The sequence below is a fragment of the Fibrobacter sp. genome (genome assembly GCA_024398965.1).
GTDB lineage: Bacteria > Fibrobacterota > Fibrobacteria > Fibrobacterales > Fibrobacteraceae > Fibrobacter.
In genome coordinates this window covers 1-25,075 of sequence record JAKSIF010000034.1, presented here as the reverse complement: position 1 = coordinate 25,075, position 25,075 = coordinate 1, and the positions used below count along the sequence as shown (strand labels likewise).

Below are 25,075 nucleotides of genomic sequence, written 5' to 3'. Positions count from 1 at the left end.
ACCCGGAAGTTGCTAAGAAGCTGGCCGACGACCTCCAGAAGGAAGTGGATGCACGTTTCGCATTCTACACCGCAATGTCCCAGGACACTGAAGGTCTGATTAGCCTGTAATCGGTTAACGTCGTCATCCTGAGCGCGGTAACGCGCGAAGGATCCAGACCCGACGAAGCATTAGATGAGAGTCAAGAAAAATTTCGGCTCTCGTCTTTTTTTATACAAAGGGGGAAGTCTCCCCCTCGCTCCAGCCCCGACCCCACCCATTGTCAAGCCCGCCTTGAGCGGGCTTCTCCTATTCATCCCACCCTAGCGGGTCTTCCGCATCCCCTTCTAGCGGGCTTCAGACGCCAGCCCGCAACGCCTGGCTTACCGCATAATTGACATTTTTATTTTGTTAAGTTATTTTACATATAATGTGTTAGTGACATTTATTTCGTTATCCCAAGCGAAATGAATGTATTTTTTTCAGGGGATTGAGGTGAAATATGTTATTAGAAGATGTTTTGACGAGAAAAGATGCTGAACGGTATTTTACCGAGCTTTGTGACAATGAAATAAAACAATCTCGTGAACTATACGAAAGGTTCATGCTCCCTTATAGACAAAGTGGTTCCGAAGAAATGGTAAATCAGTTGGAGGCAGATCTTGCTACCGAATGTCAAGCTCATATAATGGCGAAAGAAAAAAGAATGGAATTAGCAGATAAATATCAGATCTATGCAAAATATGAATTTCCCTATGAAATTGACTCGCCGCAATATAAAGATGCCATTTCTTTATTTAGAAAAGCAGTGGCAGAAAAAAATGCGCAGGGATTTGTTGTAATTCATTATAAGAAATTTGCTCAGGTGACAGGTATTTATTTAGAAGACAACGAAGGGAAAATAGTAGAAAAAGCCATCAATAGAGCAAATGAAATTGGTAAGGCAATTCAAAGTAATTATACCGTACATTCAAAAAGTTATCAAGTGAAATCTTGGAACGGCTCGCCAACAGAATTTCTTTGCGAAATAGATTAGTTTTTTTCAAAATTAAAGACGAATGAAGATTTTCTTCACTCGTCTTTATTATACTGATTCAATTTTATTCTATTTGTGAGAATTCCACCAAGTGGGATTTGTTATGTATCGTTCGAGCAAATCGTAACGTCTGAATGCAGTCGCAATGGTTCTTCCATCCAGTTCGTTAATTGCTTCTTTCTGAAAATACTCACTGAGCATTTTGTAGAGAAGAGTTTCACCGAGTGTAATTAAATTTTGTTTATTCTCATCAAAGAACGAAAGTATGTCGTAAAAATTTTTATGGTCAATATTCTTGTATTCAATCTGTTTCTGTTCTAGAAGCAATTTACCCACAATGTTAGACATAAAGTGTGTTTCAAAAGGTCTAATCGCATCACGGTTTGGTTCGCCGGAATGATGTTTCCTTATCGCATCACAATATCTGAAAATTTGCACAGCGACAATCATCTGAGCCGCATTCACATTACCAAAAATTTCATTAAAATAGCTACCAAACAGGTCGTTTTTCCTATATCTTGCTATATGAGGTTTGTTTCGCCATACAGAAAGAATAGATTCCGCCGCGACTGTTGACGGAATTGCGTTTATCGCAGTACTATAATCACGCTTGCGTCTGTATGTGAATCCTAATTCGGCAGCCCCTTTTTCTAACAAGGTTTGCTTTTCATCGTTGGCTTTTAAATCCCTAAGATCAACAGGGTTTTGACTGTTGGTGGCGTAAGTAATATCTCTTATCGTCTGTTCGTCATCGCTAAGTTCGTAAATTCGAACGAGTACAAAAATCTGGGAAAAATCCAATGCTGGATTTTCCTTTATCGTTTGGTATATCGTTTTACAGGTCTGGCCACCATTGATTATTTGCAACGAATCGAGTTTGACAATCCAGTTGGATTGCTGCAATCCATTATATGCAAATTTTTCGCAGACCAGGGTCAACCCATTGTTGTAAAAAAAGAAATTCTGCTTCTTTTGGGCATCAAGAAGCGTCTCTACAATTCCGTTGTTGACAGCATTCTTTCCCAAGTATCGACGAATGTTCTTTTCTAAGAGAGAGTCGCCATATTGTTCAAAAAGAGCAAAAACCTCTGTTACAGGAACCTTCCCGAGAATAACCCGTTTGTAATTAAAGTTTTCTTGGATTGCCGCACCAGACAAGGTTAGTTGCGTATTTATTTTTTTAGGGCTTGTTACGTATTTAACAATGTCTGTATGGTTGTAGTGAACGAATTTTACTTGGGGTTGATTGCCAAAGGTGTTCTTGATGTAGCTATCACCCGTTTCATTCCATTTCAAGCCGTTATTAAGCATGACGAAAGTCACGTATGGAATATGACCTTCAAGAATGAGAGAGCGGATTTCATTGACTTTTGTTTGACTTTGCTCGTTTAAGACCATGTGCGCGGAAGGATCAAAAACGCACTTCACTGTGTTTACAGCCTTTTCAACTGCATTTGCGGGAAAGTTTGTATCACTATCCAAATTTCGGGTATACTTGGATTGGAAAAGGATGACGTTAAGCTGCATGTCCGCACCATCAACAATATAGGCTGCGTCAAAACCGCCATCATTCCGCCCTTCCGTAATGTATTGTAGCGTGTCAGGAATGTCAAGATCCAAATACGCGGACACGCCCAACATGAGAAACGCCTTGGAAATGTTCTTTTCCTCGGATTCCGTAAAAATACTTGGGTTCTCTTTGATAAGCCCAAGAATTCGTTGATCCACAATTTGCTTGGCAATGTCCATTATTAATGTTTCCTTAGCTATTTTATAAAATAAACTATTTTACGATTAATGTCAACACCTCAACATCGCTATATAATGCCAAAAGAAGACCGTTGGACCGGTAGAGGTGATATGATTTAACACCAAGAGGGGCCTACTTTTGTAAAAATGGCTTTGTCCGTGAACAATCGTGCTTGAACTTTTGTAGAAGCGGTTTTGTTCAGGAACAAAGCCGCTAAAACATTTGTAGGAGCACTTTCGTGCCTTTTGTAAAGCGGCTTTAACAAACAAAGTGCTGTTTTACACAAACGAGACAAAAGTGTCGATAACTTGTACAAAACTGACGCAACTGGTGCCGTAACCGAATATGCGAACCTCATTGAAGTAAGTGTGGACGAATCTGCCGCAAGTATCGTGAGCCGCCTTGACAAGGAACGCAACGCCGCATACGCCGCCAGCCGGAACTTTGCCAAGAGCCTCAAGTCCCTTGCAGACAAGGATGTCGTCGCCACCGGAGAAAGACTCCGCAAGATCTTTATCGAAAATGCGGATCCCTTCTACCTCAATCAGGACCAGTCCACAGGTGTCATCACGAACATCGTCAACAGCCTCAAGGCCATTGGCGATGCGAAACTGGAAGCCTGCGGATTCAAACCCTGGCTCGAAAACCTTGAAAAGAAGAACAACGACTACCTGGCAGCCGTGCAGACCCGCAACAAGGAACTCGCCGCCAAGGAAAACGGACTCACCAAGGTTTATCGTGAACGGTGCCTGGATGCATTCGGTATCGTGGCGACGCTTGCCATCGGCAAGGCGACCCTAGAAAGCGATGAAGGCTGCACACAGTTTATCAAGGCCGTGAACAGCCACATCGAACTGAAGAAGGCCCACCTGAAACTTCGCAAGGAAAAAGGCAAGATTACCGTGACTCCGGAAACACCCGAAACGGCAGTAATCGAAATCCCCACCGAAACGAAGGACGAGGAAAATGCCGCATAACAATCAAATACAAAACATAAACAATGAATCTCCTGCCTGATTGGATATCAGACAGGAGTTTTTATTTTTGCTTAAAATTAGGGCGTTTTGTCGAAAATGAATAAATTTCGCAAAAAAATGGTTGCCCTTCCTAAAAATTGTAGCATTTTCGTAAATTTTCGATAGGAAATTTTCTGTTGTTTCTAAAATTGGTTATATTACTTTTGTAAAGTAGTGTAAAATTATCACTTGAAAAGGAGTCCCTATGTCTCAAGACCCCAACCTTTGGTATGTTCGCGGCACAATTCACAATGCGGATGGTTCCGTATTCCACAACCAAGGACGAATCATGGCATACCATGTAATCCCTCAGAGTGGATGGGAATGGGTTGCGGAAGCAGACATTAATGCAACTACGGGTGCTTTTGAGCTCGAGTTTCACACAAGTAATTTTCAGAAACAGAATTTTCCGCCTATCGCTCTCCCCAAGTTGCAAATTCGTGTAACTGATTATGAAAACAATCCTTTGTGGATTTCTGAAATCTATACAGCGCCAACGGCAGAAATGAATATCGGCGATATTGTTGTCAATGGTGGAGCAAATGAAGTATGGAATGTTTGCGGTATAATTTGCGATTCGAATAATATTCCGTATACAGCTGGTTATGTCAAGGTTTTCGATATCCGAAACGAGGATGAAATTGAACTTGGTTTATGCCAATTAAATCAAGATGGCTTTTATTCAATCAACTACACGACGGGTATGTTTCAGCAGGGGAATGAGTCTATCGAAAAGCCAAATTTACTCGTTCGCGTATATTCGGCGGACAGAACAGTTGTAAAAGATGTTGTGGGACCAAGCGTAGCCTCAAATTTTGAAATTATTAACATCGAGGTAACCGCTCTAGATTCTGGCTCGGAATCAGGATCCGGCTCATCATCTGGCTCCGGTACCGATTCGGGTTCTTCGTCAGGTTCGGGAACAGACTCAGGATCTTCATCCGGTTCAGACTCAGAAGCGAACGAATCAACGGACTATGATTGCAAAATATATGGTACCATCAAAAATACGCTGAACTATCCGTTAAAAGACAATATTGAAGTTGCTGCATTTTGTTTGTATTATCAAGAATCAGAAAGCATCCAAAATAATATCGAAGGTAACGGCAAAAAGAAAATAGGTTCTTTTGTAAAGGTAATGCTTGCTTCTCATGTTACGCCGGATGATTGTGGTTGTTATGAAATACGATACAGTTCATCTAAAATCCCTGTGGGACTAAAACTTGACAGTAACGTTGCCAATGGAAAAGACAAGGCGTCCCTTTTTGCGGAAGTCCATTACACTAAAGGAGGAACTGGGCCGTCCGATAATCGTCCACGAAGTTTTTATTCTGCTCCGCTTGTATTTAATGGTCAATCTGTACAGGAAATAAACTTTGTCCTTGACCTTGAATCGAAATACTGTAACAAATCGGCTTTTGAAGATCTCGATGAATTGTTGAATATTTACTATCAAACGGTGATTGCGTATGACAAGACGATTTTGGAGAAACCACATGACAGAATTGCTGAATTCTTGGATGATGTCACGCGATTGCCTTTGGTCGTGGGACGTGAAAACATAGATGAACAAAATGTTCGCGCGTATTTCAAGGCTTACCAGATGGCCCATGAAATGGAGTTTGCGAATGTAATTGAATCCGAATTCATTCCTACGGCAGCGCAGTACCTTTATCCACTGCTTGCGGGCAACAAGATGACGGATATGTCAACGTTGCTTTCCTTGGGGATTGACAAGTGCGTAGAACTCATAAATGCCGCCATTGCTGACGATGTTATCAATTCTTCTTTATCGGCAGAAGACTTCAAAGATAAAATCTGGAGAAAACTACAGACTTCCAAAGACGCCATTGCAAGGCAGGATGACCAACTCTCTCCTTTAACATTCTTCTATTTGTTATTGGCAAAAGAGTTCTGGTTTGGTTCAACAGACAAAAAACCAAGTCTTCCTTTATTAAAAGAGAATAGTACCGACATTAACGATATTATTTTCCGTGCAAAGTTGTACGCGCTAACAAATGCATTTATGGATGCAGGCTGCGATTACCATGAGTTGGTGCGTATGGTTGATGAAAGTGGCCTTTCTTATGTTTATAAACTTGCGAACGGGACTGAACTTTTACAATCAATTTCTGATGAAAATCTTTCGGATTTAAAATTATTAGTTGAAATCCGTGATTTCTGTGACAATTGCGCAGATTTAATTTTTGGTGTTTACAATGTAATCAAAACATACTCAATATGTCTTGATCAAAATAATCAATCAAGAATAAAAAAACTTGAAGATATTTTTGAACTTGAAAATGAATTTAAAATTGACCACACATCGAAAACCACCGATGACGAAACATATTTCTGGGGTTATGTCATTGATCAAACGAAAAATCATTATAAGGCTTGGTGTACAAAGGCTCCGCTTGATTTGCCGTCTGATTATTTCCCTGGTACAACTTATGACGAGCAGAAAAATATTGCAGTTCGAACATTAAAGAGCAAACTCCGGGCAAAATTTCCGCAAACGGATTTAACGAAACTTGCAGCTCAATTTGTTCCTGTAATTAGTTTGATTACCCCATCCAATGGAAATTTAACAGAAGAACAAAAGGAAGCCAACCGAAAGGCAAAAGAACAGAATGCCTGGAATGCCTTAATTCTTGAGTTGCAGAAAGACGCCTGGAAAGATTTTGATTTAAATTCATCTGATATTGACACTTTCACGAAAGAAAAAGACATTACGATTTCTAAAGATGAAAAAGAAAAAATCAAAACACTTCAGCGTCTATTCCGTTTGACGAGCAATGCAGAAGCGGTGTCCTATCTCATTCGCAACGAAATCTATTCCGCTTCCCAGATTGCCCTCATGGATGAAGAACGGTTCGTGGCGGAACACGGTCTGGGAATGGGCGATAAAGAATTGGCGACCAACATCCACCGCCTTGCCAAGAATTTTGTTGCAAGTGCGACGCTCGATATTGAACGCTATCACGGCAGCCTGAATGAATCCGGCGACAGCATCCTGTCGATTCCTCGCGGTTTCCAGAAAAGTACTGAAGATACTGATCAAGATGCAGAGGGGGAACCAGTCGGCAGCGAAGACTCCTCTGATGCCGGTGACGAGACACAAAATCAAACTCCGAATTCCAGCAATGTTGCCAAGCAACGATTACAGAACAAGGACTTTGCCAACTGGAAAACTTTGTTCAAGTATCTGAACCGTAATCCGGGAACACAGAACCAGTCCATATTGAGCGCTTCGGCTTACCTGTTGGATTTACTTGAATTCCTGAAACAAGGACATGCGTACAATCGGTTTATCTGGCGCCGCCCAGATGTGCTAAAATTGAACATGACCAAGGCAAACGCCGAGGTCTCGCTCCCGACAATTGATTTGGCTATTGAACTTTTGGAAAGCCTTGTTTCCAAGAAGAGTTTGCGGTACAATACCGTCATTCCTTTCTGCAACCAAACTCCGGATGACGCCACCGTGGAAGATTTGAGGGCCAACCCGTGTCCATGGGCGGAAATAGAGAAAAAAGATGACGACTCAAATTCTGCGGCGGAGGAATTGACCGGCGAAGAGATAGAGCAAGCCGCCATGGCGGTTCTTGAAAACAGGTGCTATCCGATGCTCCTGCTAAAGAACTTTGACCGGGAACGTGCTTCGGGCATTCTTGAAAACCTTTCCCTGAATTTCGTGTCCTTGTCGAGAAAGCTTCACGATGACTTGGATGAAAACATATCCATCCTGTTGAACGGCTATGCCCCGGAATACCTTTCTAACGACGCAAGTACATATTCGAAAGATGTGTGGGAACTTTGGGGCTTGGACAAAAACGGCAACGAAAATATTTTCTTCCCGGACAAATCTAGGCGTGTAAAAGAAAATGAGAATAAAACGGCCAATGACGATGAAGGGAAATGGTTCAATGTCCTTGGCTATCTTGCCTTTGTTCTTGACCGCGCACAGCTGACATACGAAGAATTTGTAGAAATATTCCATTCGTCCGTATTTGCTGAATCCGACTTGGCCGAACCCAAGGTTGTCGTAAATGCGGATTCTGTATTATACCAGTTGGCGGATGTCAATGGATATACCATCAGTTTTATAAATGACGATGAAGAAGACAGCAATAAAAAAGATTTCTTCTTCAAGCTTTCCGTTTTCGTTCGTCGCCGTGCCGCATTGGGCTGGAGCATCGAAGAAATCGCAAGGACATGGGAATGCAGCGTTCCCGAACTGGCGGCAATCCAAGAATTAAAGACTCGGCTTGACTTGACGGACCTTGAGTCCGCACTTCTTTTGGGAAAATCTTCCTTGACTCATAAGGAACTGGAAAAGATTTTCCCGATAGATTCTCTGTTCTCTGAATATTCCACGGGCTCCTCCGCGCAGGAGACTATCGACAACAGTAATCTCAACACGCTCTGTTATCAGATAGCTGTCGCAGCCAAAGTCTGCCTTGGCATAGACCCGCAAGATGCTATACTCATCTTGCAGAATTTTGGTATAACCAGAGAAGACTCCGTGCCACCCCATATTAGTGACCTATATGAAATTTTAGAGGAAAACCTAAAAATTCTCTACGTGTACAATGTGTGGATTACCAAGAACAGCCTTTCTGTGGAAGATTTCCTCTTCTTGGGTCGTATTGGCTTCCCAGTTGAATTCGGAAGTCGAGAACTATGTAACAAGGCTATTGACGAGCTGGAAATCTTGCGCAATTCCTCGCTCTCGGTAAATGACTTGAAGTCAATTTTTGAACCGGAATTGATGAATGCCGACGAGGCTTTCGCTTTTGCTTGCGAGCTAAATTCTGCCGTACAGGAATCACTGAAAGAATGTGTGGCTCAGGAAAAGGAAAAGTTGCCGCCTGTTACAACCACAGGCAATTCTCCGTCCGCAGGTGCGAATGGTTCTCAGAATTCAACAGGTACATCAACTGTTGCATCGGGTGATAGCAATGCAACACCGGCAGCAACTGTTGAATATGATTATGATACGGCAATTCTCGGCCTATTGAAAACATTGGGTAGAGAAGATGCTGAAGAAATATTCAACGAATGGAGAAATGGCTTCCCATCGTACAATGGAGATTACAGCGAAACCTGTTTGTGCGAACTATTCCGATATGTTTCAGAACCTTCTGATACGTGGAAGGATGATTTGGAAAACGCTGAAGCGATGTACGAAAAACTTCGCGAAGAGCTTGTTGCCGAACGTACCTTGACCTTCCTTGCAGAAAAGTTCTCCATGACAGCAGATGTCATTGCGGAGCTGTTGAAGAAGCTGGAATCTAATGGTGTTTGTGACTTCGTGGAATGGATTGGTTTGGCAGAAGAGACCGAATCGTCCGAAAACAAGAAGCTGACCGAAACTAATGCCCAATCTTTAGCGGAACTTTGCAACCGCGTAGTTCGCTGCGCTGCTCTTTACCAATATACACAGACCGTAGAACTCGGATTCACATGGGATTGGATCAATCTCATTCCATCCGAAAATGTGCCGGAACAACAAGGTGAAGAATCTGTAGAATCGGAATCAGCATACGATTTGTTCAAAAATGTTCTTTATGCCTTTGCAGCTTCATCGCAGATTATGGGAGAAGTCTACAAGTACGGTGAGTTGGCATACTTGGTTGGCGATAGTAAAGAAATCCAAACTTCAGAAGTCGTTTTCAACAAACTCTGCGAAGAAGCAGGCGTTGATTCTGTAAAATATCCCTCGGCATGGTGCAAGTTTGCAGACTTGCTTTATCTCTACAGGAAAACAAACTCTCTGCCGGCTGACTTGAGAAATATCCTTCAGATGGTTGCATCAGGTGAATATTCCGGCTATGTCGACAAGCTAGAAGAAAACCTGAAACTGGTCCGTACCAATTCAGAATGGAACAAGTTCATCCAGGGAGTACACGACAAGGTCCGTCAGTCAAAGCGGAATGCGCTTGCTGCGGTTGTATGCCACGAGTCTCAAAATCCGGCTACAAGCGATTATTATCCAGTCGCCTTTGTCGACGAGAACGACATTTATTCCTATTACCTGTTCGACGTGAAGATGGAACCGGACATGGCCATTTCCCGTACCGTCCAGGCGGTGTCGTGCATCCAGCTCTACGTGCAACGTGCATTGATGGGCATTGAAGGTGATTACACGCTGAACGATACGCAAAAAGAGCAGTGGGAATGGATGAAGAATTACCAGGTGTGGGTAGCAAACCGCAAGGTGTTCCTTTACCCTGAAAACTGGATAGACGGGGACTTGCGCGAAGACAAGACTCCATTCTTCAAGGATCTTGAAGACCGCCTGGCCGAAATAGGCAATGATCAGGAAGCCTTGACCGAAGCCCTCGGCGACTACCTGAAAAAGGTCACCGACACATCCGAGATTGACATTGTGGGCGCATGCATGCAGAATGGCGGTGTGCACGCCGGAACAATCTACACGCTGCATATAATCGGCTGTACCCGCGGAGAGCCCCATGCCTACTATTACCGCACATACGAGGCGACTCCGCTTTATGGCGGATACTGGAGCCCGTGGGAAGAAGTCCCTGTTGAAATCGATGGGGCTTCTATCCAGCCGGCAATTTTTGGCGGGCACCTGTACATTCTGTGGCTACAGGTGGTGCAGGGAGAGAGACAGAAGAAAACCGGAGATTCCGGTACAAATCAGGCGACAGTCTCTGTGGAATATTTTGCCGAAATCAGGCTTAAATGGGTAAGTTATACCGGCACGAAATGGACCGGAGTCAAAGTCGGAAAACAGGCTATTTACGACGTGTCCGAAAACCAGCTTGATTTTATTCTGGGCGAAAACGAGATTTTAGCCAACCGATACTTCTTGGCAGATATTTCGAGCAATGCCGATTCGTTGACTTTGTTGGTATGGCGAACATTCTCGAATTTTAAAGATGTATGGAATACATATCCTGTTGCTATTGCTAACAGCATTCCTGATGCATCTACTGCAACCACCTATGTATTGAAAACGGAACGCACTCGCGAATATTTGGCAGGACAAAGGATTGTCGATATAGGAACATTTTTCCTGTCGACTAGCGGACAGGATTCAGCCGAATCAAGACCGAAAATGTATACGCCGGATATGGGTCAACCGTTAGAAAATCATTGTCCGGCCCATTGCCGCCTTGTCGGAAACATGTTCCATAATTACAATGTCGGAGAACTTGTTCTGCTCGACGGTACGGTCATCTTTGCCAATACGCGAGATATCACTTACAAGCTGCTTTCAGTAAACATGGCTTTCATCTATCATGCGGACAGGCCTTTCTTCTTCATGGACTCTCAGGGGACTTACCTCGTCCGCACCGTTTCCGGCGACGGCGGTATGGGTGCGAACAGCGTTCCTAACTACCATGTCGAAATGATTTCCAACCCGCAGGCGGTCGAATTCCGCAGAATTTTCAAGAATGGCGGTGTCAAGAACCTCTATACTCGCGAAACCGAGGCTTTGCCCGTATCGGACAGCTACTACTACTCGTATTCCTACTACAATTATTACTTCAGCGTCTACCTTGGTTACTACACGGCGGGCGATTGGCAGGCCTGGGACTTGTCGCAGACATTGTTCGAACATAACTACCTGCCGGGCCCGGCCGTGGCGGAACCCTTCCCGGCGGAGATGGTGGATTTCAGTTGGGGTACTGCTTCGTCCATCTACAACTGGGAACTGTTCTTCTTTGTGCCGATGCTATTGGCAGATAAGATGCTCGCGGAGCAGAACTATGCAGCAGCGCTTGAATGGTTGCAGCTTGTATTTGACCCGCGTATAGGCCTTTCCAACTACGAGATGACAAAACGCTTTGTGCGCGATCTCCCGAAGGGGGCCAAGTACTGGAAGTTCCTGCCGTTCTTCGCGAACCTGGACGCGGACCGTTCGATTCTCACGGAATTGTCGATGCCGTCGCCCCACGATGCGCTGCCGGATTACCAGTCTTTGCAGTTGTTGATTGACCGGTGGAAAAATGACCCGTTTGATCCGCAGATGATTGCCCGATATAGGCCCGTGGCCTACCAGAAGTACGTGGTGATGAAATATCTCGATGCGCTTATCGGCTGGGGCGACCAGCTGTTCACGCAAGACACCACCGAGTCGGTAAACCTCGCCATACAGATGTATATCCTTGCCGCCGAGATCCTCGGACCGAAGAGCGCCGAAGTTCCCGGCCCCAAGAATACCACTGCGTATAGTGTCAGCGAATTACTTAAATACGGGAACGGCGTGTTGAACAACGCGTTCGTCACCTACGAGGATACGATTCTTTCCGGCCATTGCCGCGAGAAGGAAACCCCGCAGAGGCTGCTGCCCGGCAAGACCATGCAGTTGGCCCACACCACGGGCATGATGTTCTACTTCAACGTGCCGCGCAACGAGACATTGATGGGCTACTGGGATACCGTGGCCGACAGGCTCTACAAGATCCGCAACAGCCTCAACATCGAGGGGGTCAAGAGGACGCTCGCCCTATTTGCTCCGCCGATAGACCCGGCCATGCTTGTGAAGGCTAGAGCGAACGGAGTTTCTATCAGCGACGCCCTCGCCGACGCCTCGTCTGCGTTGCCGTACTACCGCTTCAAGGTGATGGTCGCCAAGGCGATAGAGATTGTGCGCGACGTGCAGCGCGTTGGGCAGGAACTGATGGACGCCATCGAGAAATTCGATGCCGAAACGCTCGCGCTGCTCCGCGTGACGCACGAGAAGACCGCGCTCACGTTGCAGAAGACCCTCACGGAACTCGACATCAACGAGCTCGAGAAGGAGCTGGAGGCGGTCGAGACGGAAGAGGAGAACCTCCTGGCGGAACAGGAGCAGCAGAACACCTTCTTCAAGAAGTCCGAACAGGAAACCCAGTACGAAAAGGCCATGGAAAAGGTCAAGAAGGTGCAGGAGACTGTCGAGAACATGAAGAAGGCGGCTTCCGTCGCCTACAAGATCCCGGACTTGGGAATCGGCGCCATCATGAACGGCCTGGGCGGCCCGTCCTTCGATTCGATATCCCTGGGCGGCACGAAAATCGCCGAGAACCTGGTGAGCGTGGCCGAGGGCTACGCCTCCCAGTTCGCCCAGAAGCAGGTGGGAGCGGCGCTCAAGAAGGTCCTTGGGGAACAGGCCCGTACCGAGCAGTCCTGGGAGATGCAGAAGACTGCCAAGGCGAACCAGATCAAGAACGTGCAGAAGAAAAAGACCACTGCCGAGATCAAGATCGACTACGCCAGGAAGCAGCTCGAGAACTACGAGCGCGAAATCGAGCTCAAGGACGAGATGTACGAGCACCTTTCGGAGAAGTACACGAACAAGGATTTGTACACATGGCTCAAGAAAGAGACCGGAAAAGTGTACAAAACGCTCTTCCAGTTGGCCGCCAAGGTGGCCCGCAAGGCGGAAAAGTGCTACCATTTCGAAATCGGCGACACAGACGAAAATCCGAAGACCGCGAAGACCTTCATCAAGGGCTGTGGCAGCTACTGGGACGGCCTGCACAGCGGATTGCTCGCTGGCGAGAAGTTGCTTGCCGATTTGCATGCAATGGAAGTGGCATATCTCGAGAATGACAGGAACGAGCTGGAAATAACGAGACCCGTGAGTTTGAGTGAAATTGTTGTAGGAACTAAACAAGTCGATGGAAATAATGTAGACATTACTATTTTGGATCAACTAAGAACTTCAACTAATTGGAGTAGTGACGATGATCGGAACAGAAAGTTTTATTCCACGTCTTTCGACTTAATAGAAGATGTTTTCTTTAAGGAGTTCCGCTTGCCACACACCTTTGGAAGAATACGAGATGTTCGATTAGAAATTATTGGAGGTGGTGAATATAGGTTAAGTGCTGAATTAAGCATGGATAAGAATATTCTCCATACACCAAACAATGATATAGAAAATCGCATAGGTGTTCAAACATATGCAACAAGTACAGCTAATTCTGTATGTGGGAAATATAATTTTGACTTTAGCAAAGATAAATTTACTCCTTTTGAAGGGGCCGGCATCGATTCACATTGGAATTTAATGATTTCCGCTCATAAGAATTTTAATCCAGAGTCAATAACTGATGTTGTTATTTACATCAGTTATACAGCAAGAAATGGATAGGATACATTATGAAAAAAATGTTGATTGCGTTTATTTGTGTGGTATTTCTGATTTCATGTGGTGATGAAAAATCGAACAAAAATCCTATTGGACCAGAAATAGAAATAAGCATGTCTTCGTCCTTCCTAAAGGAGTCCTCATCCAGCGTAAAACCGAAAGAATCGTCGTCTTCGACGAAAGAAAGTTCGTCCAGCGTCAAGCCGGATGTGTCATCATCCTCGATGAAGAAGAGTTCTTCCAGTACGAAGTTGGGAGAATCGTCGTCTTCGACGAAAGAAAGTTCGTCAAGCGCAAAACCGGATGCGTCATCATCCTCGACAAAGGTGAGTTCGTCCAGCGTCAAGCCGGATGTGTCATCATCCTCGACAAAGGTGAGTTCGTCCAGCGTTAAGCCTGATGAATCGTCATCTTCAATAAAAGAGAGCTCGTCCAGCGTCAAGCCTGATGAATCGTCATCTTCAACGAAGGAGAGCTCGTCAAGCGTAAAACCAGCAGATTCTTCGTCATCGGAAAGAAGTTCTTCTAGCGATATAGCGGATAGCTCAGGAGCCTCAACAGCAGGAATTTGCAAGACAAAAACGGAAGACAATTGCATATACGGAACGGTATATGATGACCGTGATGGAAAAACTTATAAAACAGTAAAAATTGGCGAACAGGAATGGATGGCGGAAAATCTCAATTATGAAGTTTCAATAATTTCCAATACATCTATTTGGTCTACATGCTACAAAGGAAGTGCTGATTCTTGCGTAATAAAATATGGGCGTTATTACACATGGACTGCCGCCATAGATTCTATTTCGTTATATACACAGTATTCCATACAATGTGGAGCAGGAAAAAAATGTTCCCCATCCGATACCGTAAAAATAAAGGGTGTGTGTCCCAATGGTTGGCATCTTCCCAATCAAAAAGAATGGGAAAAATTGGTAGACTTTGTTGGCGTTTCTAATGCTGGTGATGTTTTAAAGAGTTTCTCTGATTGGGAGAATTGGCCAGGAATTGACTCATATGGCTTTTCTGTTCTTCCGTCAGGAGTTGTTCACAATGCTGCATTTTCCAACCGTGGCAATAAGAGTTATTTGTGGACAGCAACGGATCATGATAATTATTCTGCGCAATGCGCTCAGTTTAATTATAGTTCAGTCAGAAAAGATGTCGTTATGTTCCAATCTGAGCGAAAATCCGCCGTTGAAGCGTTGCCTGTACGCTGCATTAAAGATTAGATTCGGAGAATGATGAGTATGGAACCTGTTGCAAAAAAAACTTTTCTTGTTTCGTATGATTTAAATGATGCCGAAGATTCAATTAGAGATCTTGGGTATGTTGGTCCGAACTATGCAATTTCTGTTCGTTGCATAAAGGATTAAACTATGGAGCCCAATCAGATTATAAATTGTCCTGTTTCCCCAAATCAAACTAAACAAAAGTTTGGTTATGTCATCCTATTCCAGGACACCACCGAGTCGGTAAACCTCGCCATACAGATGTATATCCTTGCCGCCGAGATCCTCGGACCGAAGAGCGCCGAAGTTCCCGGCCCCAAGAATACCACTGCGTATAGTGTCAGCGAATTACTTAAATACGGGAACGGCGTGTTGAACAACGCGTTCGTCACCTACGAGGATACGATTCTTTCCGGCCATTGCCGCGAGAAGGAAACCCCGCAGAGGCTGCTGCCCGGCAAGACCATGCAGTTGGCCCACACCACGGGCATGATGTTCTACTTCAACGTGCCGCGCAACGAGACATTGATGGGCTACTGGGATACCGTGGCCGACAGGCTCTACAAGATCCGCAACAGCCTCAACATCGAGGGGGTCAAGAGGACGCTCGCCCTATTTGCTCCGCCGATAGACCCGGCCATGCTTGTGAAGGCTAGAGCGAACGGAGTTTCTATCAGCGACGCCCTCGCCGACGCCTCGTCTGCGTTGCCGTACTACCGCTTCAAGGTGATGGTCGCCAAGGCGATAGAGATTGTGCGCGACGTGCAGCGCGTTGGGCAGGAACTGATGGACGCCATCGAGAAATTCGATGCCGAAACGCTCGCGCTGCTCCGCGTGACGCACGAGAAGACCGCGCTCACGTTGCAGAAGACCCTCACGGAACTCGACATCAACGAGCTCGAGAAGGAGCTGGAGGCGGTCGAGACGGAAGAGGAGAACCTCCTGGCGGAACAGGAGCAGCAGAACACCTTCTTCAAGAAGTCCGAACAGGAAACCCAGTACGAAAAGGCCATGGAAAAGGTCAAGAAGGTGCAGGAGACTGTCGAGAACATGAAGAAGGCGGCTTCCGTCGCCTACAAGATCCCGGACTTGGGAATCGGCGCCATCATGAACGGCCTGGGCGGCCCGTCCTTCGATTCGATATCCCTGGGCGGCACGAAAATCGCCGAGAACCTGGTGAGCGTGGCCGAGGGCTACGCCTCCCAGTTCGCCCAGAAGCAGGTGGGAGCGGCGCTCAAGAAGGTCCTTGGGGAACAGGCCCGTACCGAGCAGTCCTGGGAGATGCAGAAGACTGCCAAGGCGAACCAGATCAAGAACGTGCAGAAGAAAAAGACCACTGCCGAGATCAAGATCGACTACGCCAGGAAGCAGCTCGAGAACTACGAGCGCGAAATCGAGCTCAAGGACGAAATGTACGAACATTTGTCCGAAAAGTACACCAATAAAGACCTTTACACATGGCTCAAGAAAGAGACCGGAAGTGTATACAAAACGCTGTTCCAGTTGGCCGCGAAGGTTGCCCGCAAGGCGGAAAAATGCTACCATTTCGAAATCGGCGATACCGATGAAAATCCCAAGACCGCAAAGACCTTTATCAAGGGTTGTGGCGTCTATTGGGACGGCCTGCATAGCGGATTGCTCGCTGGCGAAAAGTTGCTCGCCGACTTGCATGCAATGGAAGTCGCTTATCTTGAGAATGACAAGAATGAGCTGGAGATAACAAGGCCGGTGAGCTTGAGTGAAATTGTTGTTGGGACAAAAATAATTGATAATGAAAATAAAGACGTCACGTTTTTAGATGAGTTGAATGATGCCGAGAATTGGGAAACGGTTGAAAACAGTAAAAGGGTCTTCTTTACTAAAGAATTTAGTTTATCTAAAGAAATGTTCTTTGATGATTTTTTACAGCCGCATTATTTTGGAAGAATTCGAGATGTAAGAATTCAAATATTTAGTAGCAGCAACGAAAGGTTGAGTGCAGAACTAAGTATGGATAGGAACGTTCTCTACACATCGAATGACAGGATTGAGAATCGAATAGGGGTGCAAACATTTGCAACCAGCACTGCGAACTCTATATGTGGTAAATACGAATTTAGTTTTAAAAGAGATAAATTTACACCATTTGAAGGCGCTGGTATAGAATCGCATTGGAATTTAACTATTTCGGCACCGGAAAAATTTGATCCAAAATCAGTGATGGATGTGATTGTTTATGTTAGTTATACAGCACGCAATGGATTGGGGACTTTATGAAAAAAATATCTTTTGTGTTTATTTTCATTGTATTTCTAATGTCATGTGGTGATGAAAAAACAAGTAGAAATCCCTTTGAGCCAGAGATAGAAATAAGCATGTCATCATCCTTACTAAAGGAATCCTCATCCAGCGTAAAACCGAGAGAATCGTCGTCTTCGGCGAAGGAAAGCTCATTTAGCGTAAAGCCGGGGGAATTGTCATCTTCTTCGACAAAGGAGAGTTCGTCAAGCGCAAAGCCGGGGGAATCGTCATCTTCCTTGACAAAGGAGAGTTCATCAAGCGCAAAGCCGGCTGAATCGTCATCCTCGACAAAGGAGAGTTCGTCAAGCGTAATGCCGGGGGAATCGTCATCCTCGACAAAGGAGAGTTCGTCAAGCGCAAAGCCGGCTGAATCGTCATCCTCGACAAAGGAGAATTCGTCAAGCGTAATGCCGGGGGAATCGTCATCCTCGACAAAGGAGAGTTCGTCAAGCGCAAAGCCGGCTGAATCGTCATCCTCGACAAAAGAAAGCTCGTCAAGCGTAAAACCAGCAGATTCTTCGTCATCGGAAAGTAGTTCTTCTAGCGATATCGTGGATAGTTCAGAGACATCTATATCAGGAATTTGCAAAACAAAAACGGAAGATAATTGCGTGTACGGAACATTGTATGATGACCGTGATGGAAAAACCTATAAGACCATAAAAATTAGCGAACAAGAATGGATGGCACAAAGTTTGAATTTTGAAATAACGGATATCGCTAATTCTTCGATTAGAAGTTATTGTCCGATGGATTCAGATTCCTGCTCTAAATACGGCCGTTACTACACATGGTCTGCTGTAATAGACTCTGTTTATTTATATGAGAAGAAATCAATAAAATGTGGTTATAAAATAAAATGCGAATTAGCTAATCGCACCGTTAAAGGAGTTTGTCCTAATGGATGGCATGTTCCAAATCAAAGTGAATGGAAAAGCCTAATTACTTTTGTAGGAATAGAGAATGCCGGAAATTTGTTAAAAGGCTTTGATGGATGGGCCGTTTGGCCTGGTGATGATGCATATGGTTTTTCTGCTTTAGCTGCTGGGTATGTGGTAGATAGGAAACATTACTATAAGGACAATAAACTTTCTTTTTGGATAGCTTTAGATAATGATCAATATTCGGCAAAAGCTGCGGTTTTCAATTATAGCCAAACGAGGAAGGATGAGGTATTAATCCAATCTGTAACAAAAGATAGTGGGTCTGCATTAACAGTGCGTTGCATAAAAGATTAATTAAGGAGTAAAATTATGCCCAAGACCATTCTTTTTTGGCCTGATGTTTACAAGGAACAGGGACACTGGCTGCCTACGCTCAAGTGGGCGGAAGACTTGTCCAAGTTGGGACATTCCGTAGAATATATGGGAATTCGTGATTGCGAAGGGATCGTTAATGCGTATCGTGACGAAGGTGCGACTTCGGGGAAATTTCCGTTCGCACCGATTTTCCAAAACATTTACCCCCTAGGCTACACAACCGAATCCCACACGAGTCCCAACGAACGTTGGCGTCCGGATCATGTATGGGCTATTGCCTATAGCGCACTTGGTGCTGATTTGGTAAATTACAAGGATAAGCTAAATAAGGATCTGTATGAAGATGCCCAAAGTTTTCGTAATACGATGACCTCTGTCAATCCTGACTTACTTGTTTCGGGTTATTTTACTTCACTGGAAAGTTTGCTTATCCATAAGATTTACGGGGTGAAAGTTGTTATTTCGACAACCTATTTGCGGCACCCAAGTGAAGACCCTGCCATGCGCGCTCTCCAGAATTTGATGGCATTCTCGCCGACAGAATATTTTAAACTGGTGAACTTGTGCCGTTATCAGGAATTGAAAACCGCTGCAGGAGGTAAATCCGTTGATTTGTTGCAAGATTCCGATGTGAAAATGGAAAAATTTGTAGAGGACTTGGAACATTTCGAGGAACTGATTCCCTGTCCGCATGATTACGAATATTCCCATTACAATCCGGGTGACAAAGTCAACTATGTGGAACCCTGCATCTTGGATAGGGACTTGGTTTCTTCGAATGTAAAAGGGTGGGATAACGCCTTGTTACAGCCGGAAAATCCGGTAGAAGGAGAAGTGTACAAAAAGCTGATTTTTGTTACCGCAGGTTCACAGGTTCTTGACTACGAAGGCAAGGCCCGTCACCTTTTCCATTGCATGTGTAATGCAATGAAATCTGCAGAATTAAGCGGATATCATTTGGTTCTGGGCGTTGGTTCCAAACTTTATGATGATTATGAATGGGACGAGTTCAAGACATTGCCTAACATTACATTTGCCAGTTGGGTTCCGCAACGAGCAATCCTTTCTGCCCCGAATTTGGAATTCGCCTTGATTCACGGTGGCCTTGCGACAATCAAGGAATGCGTCTACAACAACAAGAAATTCTTGATTCTCCCCTTGGGCAAAGACCAGATAGATAACGCCTTGCGCCTTCGCAAATATGGGATAAACAATACAGTTCCCATTGAAAAAATCAGCCCGAAAGTCCTGATTGACGCCATCATGAAGTTAAAATCGGACCGAAAGACTCTACAAAATCTCAAAAAATTGAGCGAAGTGTTCCAAAATGCTGAGGCTGAAAGCCGGGGAACGCAGGTTCTATTGGATAATTTGAATCCACAGCAACAATCGAACGGCTGATAAATCGCGTTAGGGATAGTGACCCCTTGGGGCGGAGACTCGCGTAGCGAGGCTCCGTTTTAGGAGGCGAGTCGGGGTGCGTAGTGCCACGAATTGCCCCTAAAATATAGCCCGACCCACACGATAGTGTGGGGAACGCCCAAATAGAAAATATCGGTAAGGACAAGAAGGTCGAAGGCGCGAAGGCTATCAACATGGTGCCGCAGGAACCCATCAAGGTTCAGGAAGGCAAGTGCTGGGACTTCTTCGTTGACCTCCCCGAATTTGACCGCACCAAGGTTAACAAGAACCTTGTCAAGCAGGCTATGCTCCTCGAACCTCTGTTCGAATTCTCCGGCTCCTGCGCAGGCTGTGGCGAAACCGCTTACGTCCGTCTCGTTTCTCAGCTCTTCGGCGACCGCATGGTTGTAGCAAACGCAACTGGTTGCTCTTCCATCTACGGTGGTAACCTCCCCACTACTCCGTGGGCAAAGAACAAGGAAGGCCGCGGTCCGGCTTGGGCTAACAGCTTGTTCGAAGACAACGCTGAATTCGGTCTCGGTATGCGTCTTGCAATCACCAAGCATGCAAACCAGGCTGTAAGCCTCCTCGAAGCTGTGAACGTTCCTGCCGAACTCAAGGCTAAGCTCACTTCTCAGGATCAGTCCGACGAAGCCGGCATCCAGGCTCAGCGCGCTAACGTTGCTGAACTGAAGGCTGCTCTCGCTGGTGCAACCGACGAAGCTTCCGTAAGCCTCCGCGACGAATTCGCCGACTACCTGGTCAAGAAGTCCGTATGGATCTTCGGTGGTGACGGTTGGGCATACGACATCGGTTACGGTGGTCTCGACCACGTCATGGCAACCGGTGAAAATGTGAACATCTGCGTCCTTGACACTGAAGTTTACTCCAACACTGGTGGACAGGCTTCCAAGTCCACCAACCGTGGCGCCGTCGCCCTCTTCGCAGCCGCTGGTAAGCGCGCTGGCAAGAAGGACCTCGGTCTTATCGCCATGAGCTACAAGAATGTGTACGTTGGCCGTATCGCCATCGGCGCAAACGACGCTCAGGCTCTGAAGGTTCTTCAGGAAGCAGAAGCTCACAATGGTCCGTCTCTGATCATCTGCTACTGCCCCTGCATCAACCACGGCTTCGATCTCAACAGCCAGCTGGAACACCAGAAGATGGCTGTGGATTCCGGTTACTGGACTCTGCTCCGCTACAACCCGGCTCTCGCCGCCGAAGGCAAGGCTCCCCTTGTTCTCGACTCCAAGGCCCCGACTATCCCGGTTGCAGAATACATCTACACCGAAAACCGCTACAAGCAGCTCACCCGTAACAACCCGGAAGTTGCTAAGAAGCTGGCCGACGACCTCCAGAAGGAAGTGGATGCACGCTTTGCATTCTACACCGCAATGTCCCAGGACACTGAAGGTCTCATCAGCCTGTAATCGGTTAACGTCGTCATCCTGAGCGACCGATGGTCGCGAAGGATCCAGACCTGAAGTAATAAAGATGAGAGTCAAGAGAAATCTTGGCTCTCGTCTTTTTTTCAGGAATAAAAAGACAATTATGAAGTACGAATTATGATTTATGAGACCTTCTCGTAATTAGCAATACATCGTTTCAACCCCGCCACGACAAGGTTGTTCAAACGGATAGAAAAATGTATATTGGTGTAAAACGGAGGCCAACATGACAAACGCGGCATTTGCAGACCTTGAAACCCAGGTGGAAAAGCTCCCCCTGTTTCAGATTATTGTCCTTCGTCAAAAACTGGACAATATTCTAGAAGAACGAAAAGCTGAGAGAAATGTTTCGGTCGGCTTAGACATGCTTGATGAAATCGCAGGATCCGTCGACCGCGATATTGATTTCAAGAAAGAACGCGAAGCAAGCAGGGATGTTGAATGAACCTGCTCATTGATTCGAATGTCATTCTCGACATGGTACAACGCAGAGAGCCGTTTTCCGCCATTTCCAAGGAAATCATAGCGAGTTGCATTAAACAAAAACACCAAGGCTTCGTTTCGGCACACTCGCTCTGCGACATCTACTACATTCTCCGAAAAGACCTATCCGTTATTCAGAGATTAAAACTGATTGAAATGTTCTGCCAATTCTTTACAGTGATTCCTGAAAAAGCCAATGATTTTATAGCAGTAGTCCAAAATCCGAATACGGATGACCTTGAGGATGGCTTGCAAATCCAGTGCGCCACCAAAAGCGGACTAGACTACATCGTGACCAGAAACATCGACGATTTCAAGAACTCGTCTGTTCCTGCAATACAACCGTCCGAATTTCTAGCAAAACAACAGTAAGCAAGGCGTCGTTTTAACAGAATTGCCAGGATGCTGCTGATTAAAGCCTGTAATCGGTTAACGTCGTCATCCTGAGCGAAGAGGCGCAAGCCTCGAAGTCGAAGGATCCAGACCCGACGAAGCATTAGATGAGAGTCAAGAGAAATCTTGGCTCTCGTCTTTTTTATGAGACTACCTCGTAATTAGTAATTCATAACTCATAATTGAAAAAGCAGGGCCGTTTTTTATTATAATTTGCCGTAAGGAATAGGAGGTTTACATGGCTAAGCGCATTTGGAGTTTATTTTTAGCAAGTTTGTTCTTTGTGGCCTGCGGAGATGATGGTAGCGACAACTTTGTCTCCCACGACTCAAACTTGGAGTCTGGCAGCTCCAGCTCCATCAAGGATGTTGACAGCAAGAATTCATCCGACTCCAAGGATTCTTCCACGGAATCAGGGAATTCTTCGGATTCAAAGAATCCCTCCAGTTCTGCAGACAACGGTAGCCTCAATTCCTCTAGCTCCATTAAACTTGACTACAACGAAGTCTTTGGCACCACAGTCTCCCTCGATTCCATTTATGATAGGGATGCAGACTACATTTACAAAACTGTACAGATTGGTTCTTACATATGGCTGGCAGAAAACCTTCGTAGCAAATCCGTACATTCCAAGTGCTACAACGGCGATACGGATTACTGCAGTGACTTCGGACGTCTATACAATGACCCTACACCGAACTGCCCCGAAGGCTTCTCCATCCCCACCATGGAACAGTGGCAAAGTCTTCTAGACAAGGCTGGCAAGACCACCCATCTACGTTCCAAAGGCCTATGGGAGTCATATGAAGGCGGTTCCCTGGAAGGAACCAACGACCTAGGATTCTCAATACTGCCCAGCGGAGTCTGCACATCCGACAGCTGCAGCGATGTTTTCAAAAAAGCCTATTTCCTGGCAGCAGATAGCGCAGGCTATGTCGTATTCTCTTACGATAAGCCTAACGCTCAAATCTATGAAGGATATAATCCAGACCTGTATTACTCCGTTCGTTGCTTGCAGGCCTCACAGCAAATTGCAACGACGAAAGACTTGCCAGACGACTGCAAATTTGCAGATCGATTCCAGATTGACGAGGAAGAAGCCTACCTGTGCTATACCAATTCCAAATGGTATCGTGAATACAATTTGAAATCATGGCCATGCAGTTACGAAACCGAAGGTAGAGAAGCCATTTCCAAAGATGCTAAAACCCTTCATATCTGTAGGGGTGAACGGTACACCCCCGCTAGTTCCGGTGATTTGAGTACGAAGTATTGCACTGCATCAATCAATGGCGATACTTTGACCCATGAAGGCAAATATCCAAGATACTGCAATGGAATTCAATGGATCGATTTATCACCTAGCGAGTACTTAGGTGCTTGTAAGCTATATGAATCCACTGAAATCAGGAACTTCGGAACAAGACAGTATGTTTGCATGGACTCTAGCTGGCATGGTCTGACGCTACAGGATTCCACCTTTGGCCTATGCACAAGGGAGCGCTTCGGAGAATTGCAAACATCCACAGACACCTACGTCTGCAAGTATCATAGTTGGGTCAAGGCGACTGAAGCAGACAAGCTTGGAACGTGCAATGAAGACAATATCATGGATGTCAAACCCATAGGAAAAGAAAAATATGTCTGCAAAAACCAAATTTGGGAGAGAATGACCCTGCTGGAAGAACGCTACGGTTTATGCTCCAAGGCTCGTTTCGGCGAAGTTATCGACAGTACCACCAATTTCATTTGCAAAGACTACACCTGGAAAACAACCACGAAGGATGAGGTTCTGGGAGAATGTACTGCAAATAATGAACTGGAAACGGGAAGATGGAAAACGAAGCTTTATGTCTGTAGAAACTCCCAATGGGATTTAGCCTCTACGTTGGAAGACTACTATGGCATTTGCTCCCTAGCCAATGAAGGCGACATTACAAAAGACAGACTCTATGTCTGTGAAAACAAGAAATGGATAGAGACCAATGCAGAGCAGTTTTATGGTCCCTGTACCGAAAAGTTACAGTACACCATTTATAAAGAAGAAAAAGAAATGTGCGATAATGGCGAGTGGAGAAAACCACAAGGTGACGAAAGCGATCTCCGAAAGTTCTGTACACCTGACAGAGAATTGATGTCGCAATACAAAAATACAATTTATGGGCGAGCCTATTATATCTGTACACAAAGTAAATGGAAACAAGTATCCTTGGTGGAGTACACAGTCGGCCTTTGCAATGCAGATAGCGTAGGAAAAACTGCAGTCTTTAAGGATTCCACCTACTTCTGTGACGGAACTCGTTACTGGAACACCAATATGAACTCCCTGTTTGGAACATGCACAGAACAAAAGGAAGGCACCAAAAAGACATACGATGATGTGATCTATATTTGTTCCTCCGGCCAGTGGAAAAAGCTCGAGGATATTCAAAAAGAAGAGGACAAATAGCAAGGATTTGGATTATTGAAGTTTGCAGGCCAAAACAATTCCTGAATTTGATACCAGTAAACTTCAATACAGGATGTCGACGACAAAAAACAAGATATTATATGTTTTTTTGTCAAAAACACTTGACAATCATAAAATGCTTTTATATATTTGGGTCGTTCGGTTGAAAGACCAAACAAACCACTGGGGTGGTAGCTCAATTTTGGTTAGAGCACCGGCCTGTCACGCCGGAGGTTGC

At 45.3% G+C, this 25,075-nt stretch carries 14 protein-coding genes; 11 read left to right on the top strand and 3 right to left on the bottom strand.

The genetic code is table 11. From position 1 onward, the window contains the following. Window positions 1-481 precede the first annotated feature (481 nt). Window positions 482-1,015 (top strand): hypothetical protein, encoded by a 534-nt coding sequence (locus tag MJZ26_11615; GenBank protein MCQ2106425.1) that lies wholly within the window; start codon window positions 482-484, stop codon window positions 1,013-1,015. Window positions 1,016-1,084: 69 nt separating this feature from the next. On the opposite strand, the gene MJZ26_11610 is transcribed toward MJZ26_11615, so the two are convergent. After that, complete coding sequence (locus MJZ26_11610; protein MCQ2106424.1) at window positions 1,085-2,764, bottom strand: AIPR family protein; 1,680 nt, start codon at window positions 2,762-2,764, stop codon at window positions 1,085-1,087. Between the two features lie 309 nt (window positions 2,765-3,073). Between MJZ26_11610 and MJZ26_11605 the strand changes: the two genes are divergently transcribed. Then, window positions 3,074-3,742: a DUF6261 family protein gene (locus MJZ26_11605; GenBank protein MCQ2106423.1), complete on the top strand. Its 669-nt coding sequence runs from the start codon at window positions 3,074-3,076 to the stop codon at window positions 3,740-3,742. Between the two features lie 244 nt (window positions 3,743-3,986). Beyond that, a complete protein-coding gene (locus MJZ26_11600; protein MCQ2106422.1) occupies window positions 3,987-13,895 on the top strand; it encodes a neuraminidase-like domain-containing protein in 9,909 nt (3,302 codons plus the stop codon). On the opposite strand, the gene MJZ26_11595 is transcribed toward MJZ26_11600, so the two are convergent. Beyond that, a complete protein-coding gene (locus MJZ26_11595; protein MCQ2106421.1) occupies window positions 13,870-14,490 on the bottom strand; it encodes a hypothetical protein in 621 nt (206 codons plus the stop codon). The two genes, MJZ26_11600 and MJZ26_11595, sit on opposite strands and share 26 nt — an antisense overlap. Window positions 14,491-14,560: 70 nt before the next feature. Here MJZ26_11595 and MJZ26_11590 point away from each other — a divergent pair, with 70 nt between their 5' ends. Then, window positions 14,561-15,124 (top strand): hypothetical protein, encoded by a 564-nt coding sequence (locus MJZ26_11590; protein ID MCQ2106420.1) that lies wholly within the window; start codon window positions 14,561-14,563, stop codon window positions 15,122-15,124. Between the two features lie 147 nt (window positions 15,125-15,271). Continuing rightward, the gene (locus tag MJZ26_11585; GenBank protein ID MCQ2106419.1) at window positions 15,272-17,380 is read left to right on the top strand and encodes a hypothetical protein; all 2,109 of its coding nucleotides are present in this window, start codon (window positions 15,272-15,274) and stop codon (window positions 17,378-17,380) included. Here MJZ26_11585 and MJZ26_11580 read toward each other — a convergent pair. After that, complete coding sequence (locus MJZ26_11580) at window positions 17,343-17,993, bottom strand: hypothetical protein (GenBank protein ID MCQ2106418.1); 651 nt, start codon at window positions 17,991-17,993, stop codon at window positions 17,343-17,345. The genes MJZ26_11585 and MJZ26_11580 overlap by 38 nt on opposite strands. A gap of 22 nt (window positions 17,994-18,015) precedes the next feature. Between MJZ26_11580 and MJZ26_11575 the strand changes: the two genes are divergently transcribed. From MJZ26_11575 to MJZ26_11550, 6 genes are all read left to right on the top strand, one after another. Continuing rightward, on the top strand, window positions 18,016-18,642 hold the full coding sequence (locus MJZ26_11575; GenBank protein ID MCQ2106417.1) for a hypothetical protein: 627 nt from the start codon (window positions 18,016-18,018) through the stop codon (window positions 18,640-18,642). 15 nt (window positions 18,643-18,657) lie between these two features. Next, complete coding sequence (locus tag MJZ26_11570; GenBank protein ID MCQ2106416.1) at window positions 18,658-20,064, top strand: hypothetical protein; 1,407 nt, start codon at window positions 18,658-18,660, stop codon at window positions 20,062-20,064. A gap of 128 nt (window positions 20,065-20,192) precedes the next feature. Next, a complete protein-coding gene (locus MJZ26_11565; GenBank protein ID MCQ2106415.1) occupies window positions 20,193-21,494 on the top strand; it encodes a thiamine pyrophosphate-dependent enzyme in 1,302 nt (433 codons plus the stop codon). A gap of 244 nt (window positions 21,495-21,738) precedes the next feature. Continuing rightward, entirely contained in the window at window positions 21,739-21,957 is a 219-nt protein-coding gene (locus MJZ26_11560; protein ID MCQ2106414.1) for a hypothetical protein, read from the top strand. Continuing rightward, window positions 21,954-22,367: a PIN domain-containing protein gene (locus MJZ26_11555; GenBank protein MCQ2106413.1), complete on the top strand. Its 414-nt coding sequence runs from the start codon at window positions 21,954-21,956 to the stop codon at window positions 22,365-22,367. Before MJZ26_11560 ends, MJZ26_11555 begins: the two co-directional genes overlap by 4 nt. A 259-nt stretch (window positions 22,368-22,626) precedes the next feature. Beyond that, window positions 22,627-24,837 (top strand): hypothetical protein, encoded by a 2,211-nt coding sequence (locus MJZ26_11550; protein ID MCQ2106412.1) that lies wholly within the window; start codon window positions 22,627-22,629, stop codon window positions 24,835-24,837. The last annotated feature ends 238 nt before the right edge of the window (window positions 24,838-25,075 follow it).

What these genes read in the sequence shown, in the direction of transcription:
- MJZ26_11550 (MCQ2106412.1), top strand. Translation starts at nt 22,627, where the DNA reads ATGGCTAAGCGCATTTGGAGTTTATTTTTAGCAAGTTTGTTCTTTGTG.
- MJZ26_11555 (MCQ2106413.1), top strand. Translation starts at nt 21,954, where the DNA reads ATGAACCTGCTCATTGATTCGAATGTCATTCTCGACATGGTACAACGC.
- MJZ26_11610 (MCQ2106424.1), bottom strand. Translation starts at nt 2,764, where the DNA reads ATGGACATTGCCAAGCAAATTGTGGATCAACGAATTCTTGGGCTTATC.
- MJZ26_11600 (MCQ2106422.1), top strand. Translation starts at nt 3,987, where the DNA reads ATGTCTCAAGACCCCAACCTTTGGTATGTTCGCGGCACAATTCACAAT.
- MJZ26_11585 (MCQ2106419.1), top strand. Translation starts at nt 15,272, where the DNA reads ATGGAGCCCAATCAGATTATAAATTGTCCTGTTTCCCCAAATCAAACT.
- MJZ26_11560 (MCQ2106414.1), top strand. Translation starts at nt 21,739, where the DNA reads ATGACAAACGCGGCATTTGCAGACCTTGAAACCCAGGTGGAAAAGCTC.
- MJZ26_11590 (MCQ2106420.1), top strand. Translation starts at nt 14,561, where the DNA reads ATGGCGGAAAATCTCAATTATGAAGTTTCAATAATTTCCAATACATCT.
- MJZ26_11570 (MCQ2106416.1), top strand. Translation starts at nt 18,658, where the DNA reads ATGCCCAAGACCATTCTTTTTTGGCCTGATGTTTACAAGGAACAGGGA.
- MJZ26_11615 (MCQ2106425.1), top strand. Translation starts at nt 482, where the DNA reads ATGTTATTAGAAGATGTTTTGACGAGAAAAGATGCTGAACGGTATTTT.
- MJZ26_11595 (MCQ2106421.1), bottom strand. Translation starts at nt 14,490, where the DNA reads ATGCAATTGTCTTCCGTTTTTGTCTTGCAAATTCCTGCTGTTGAGGCT.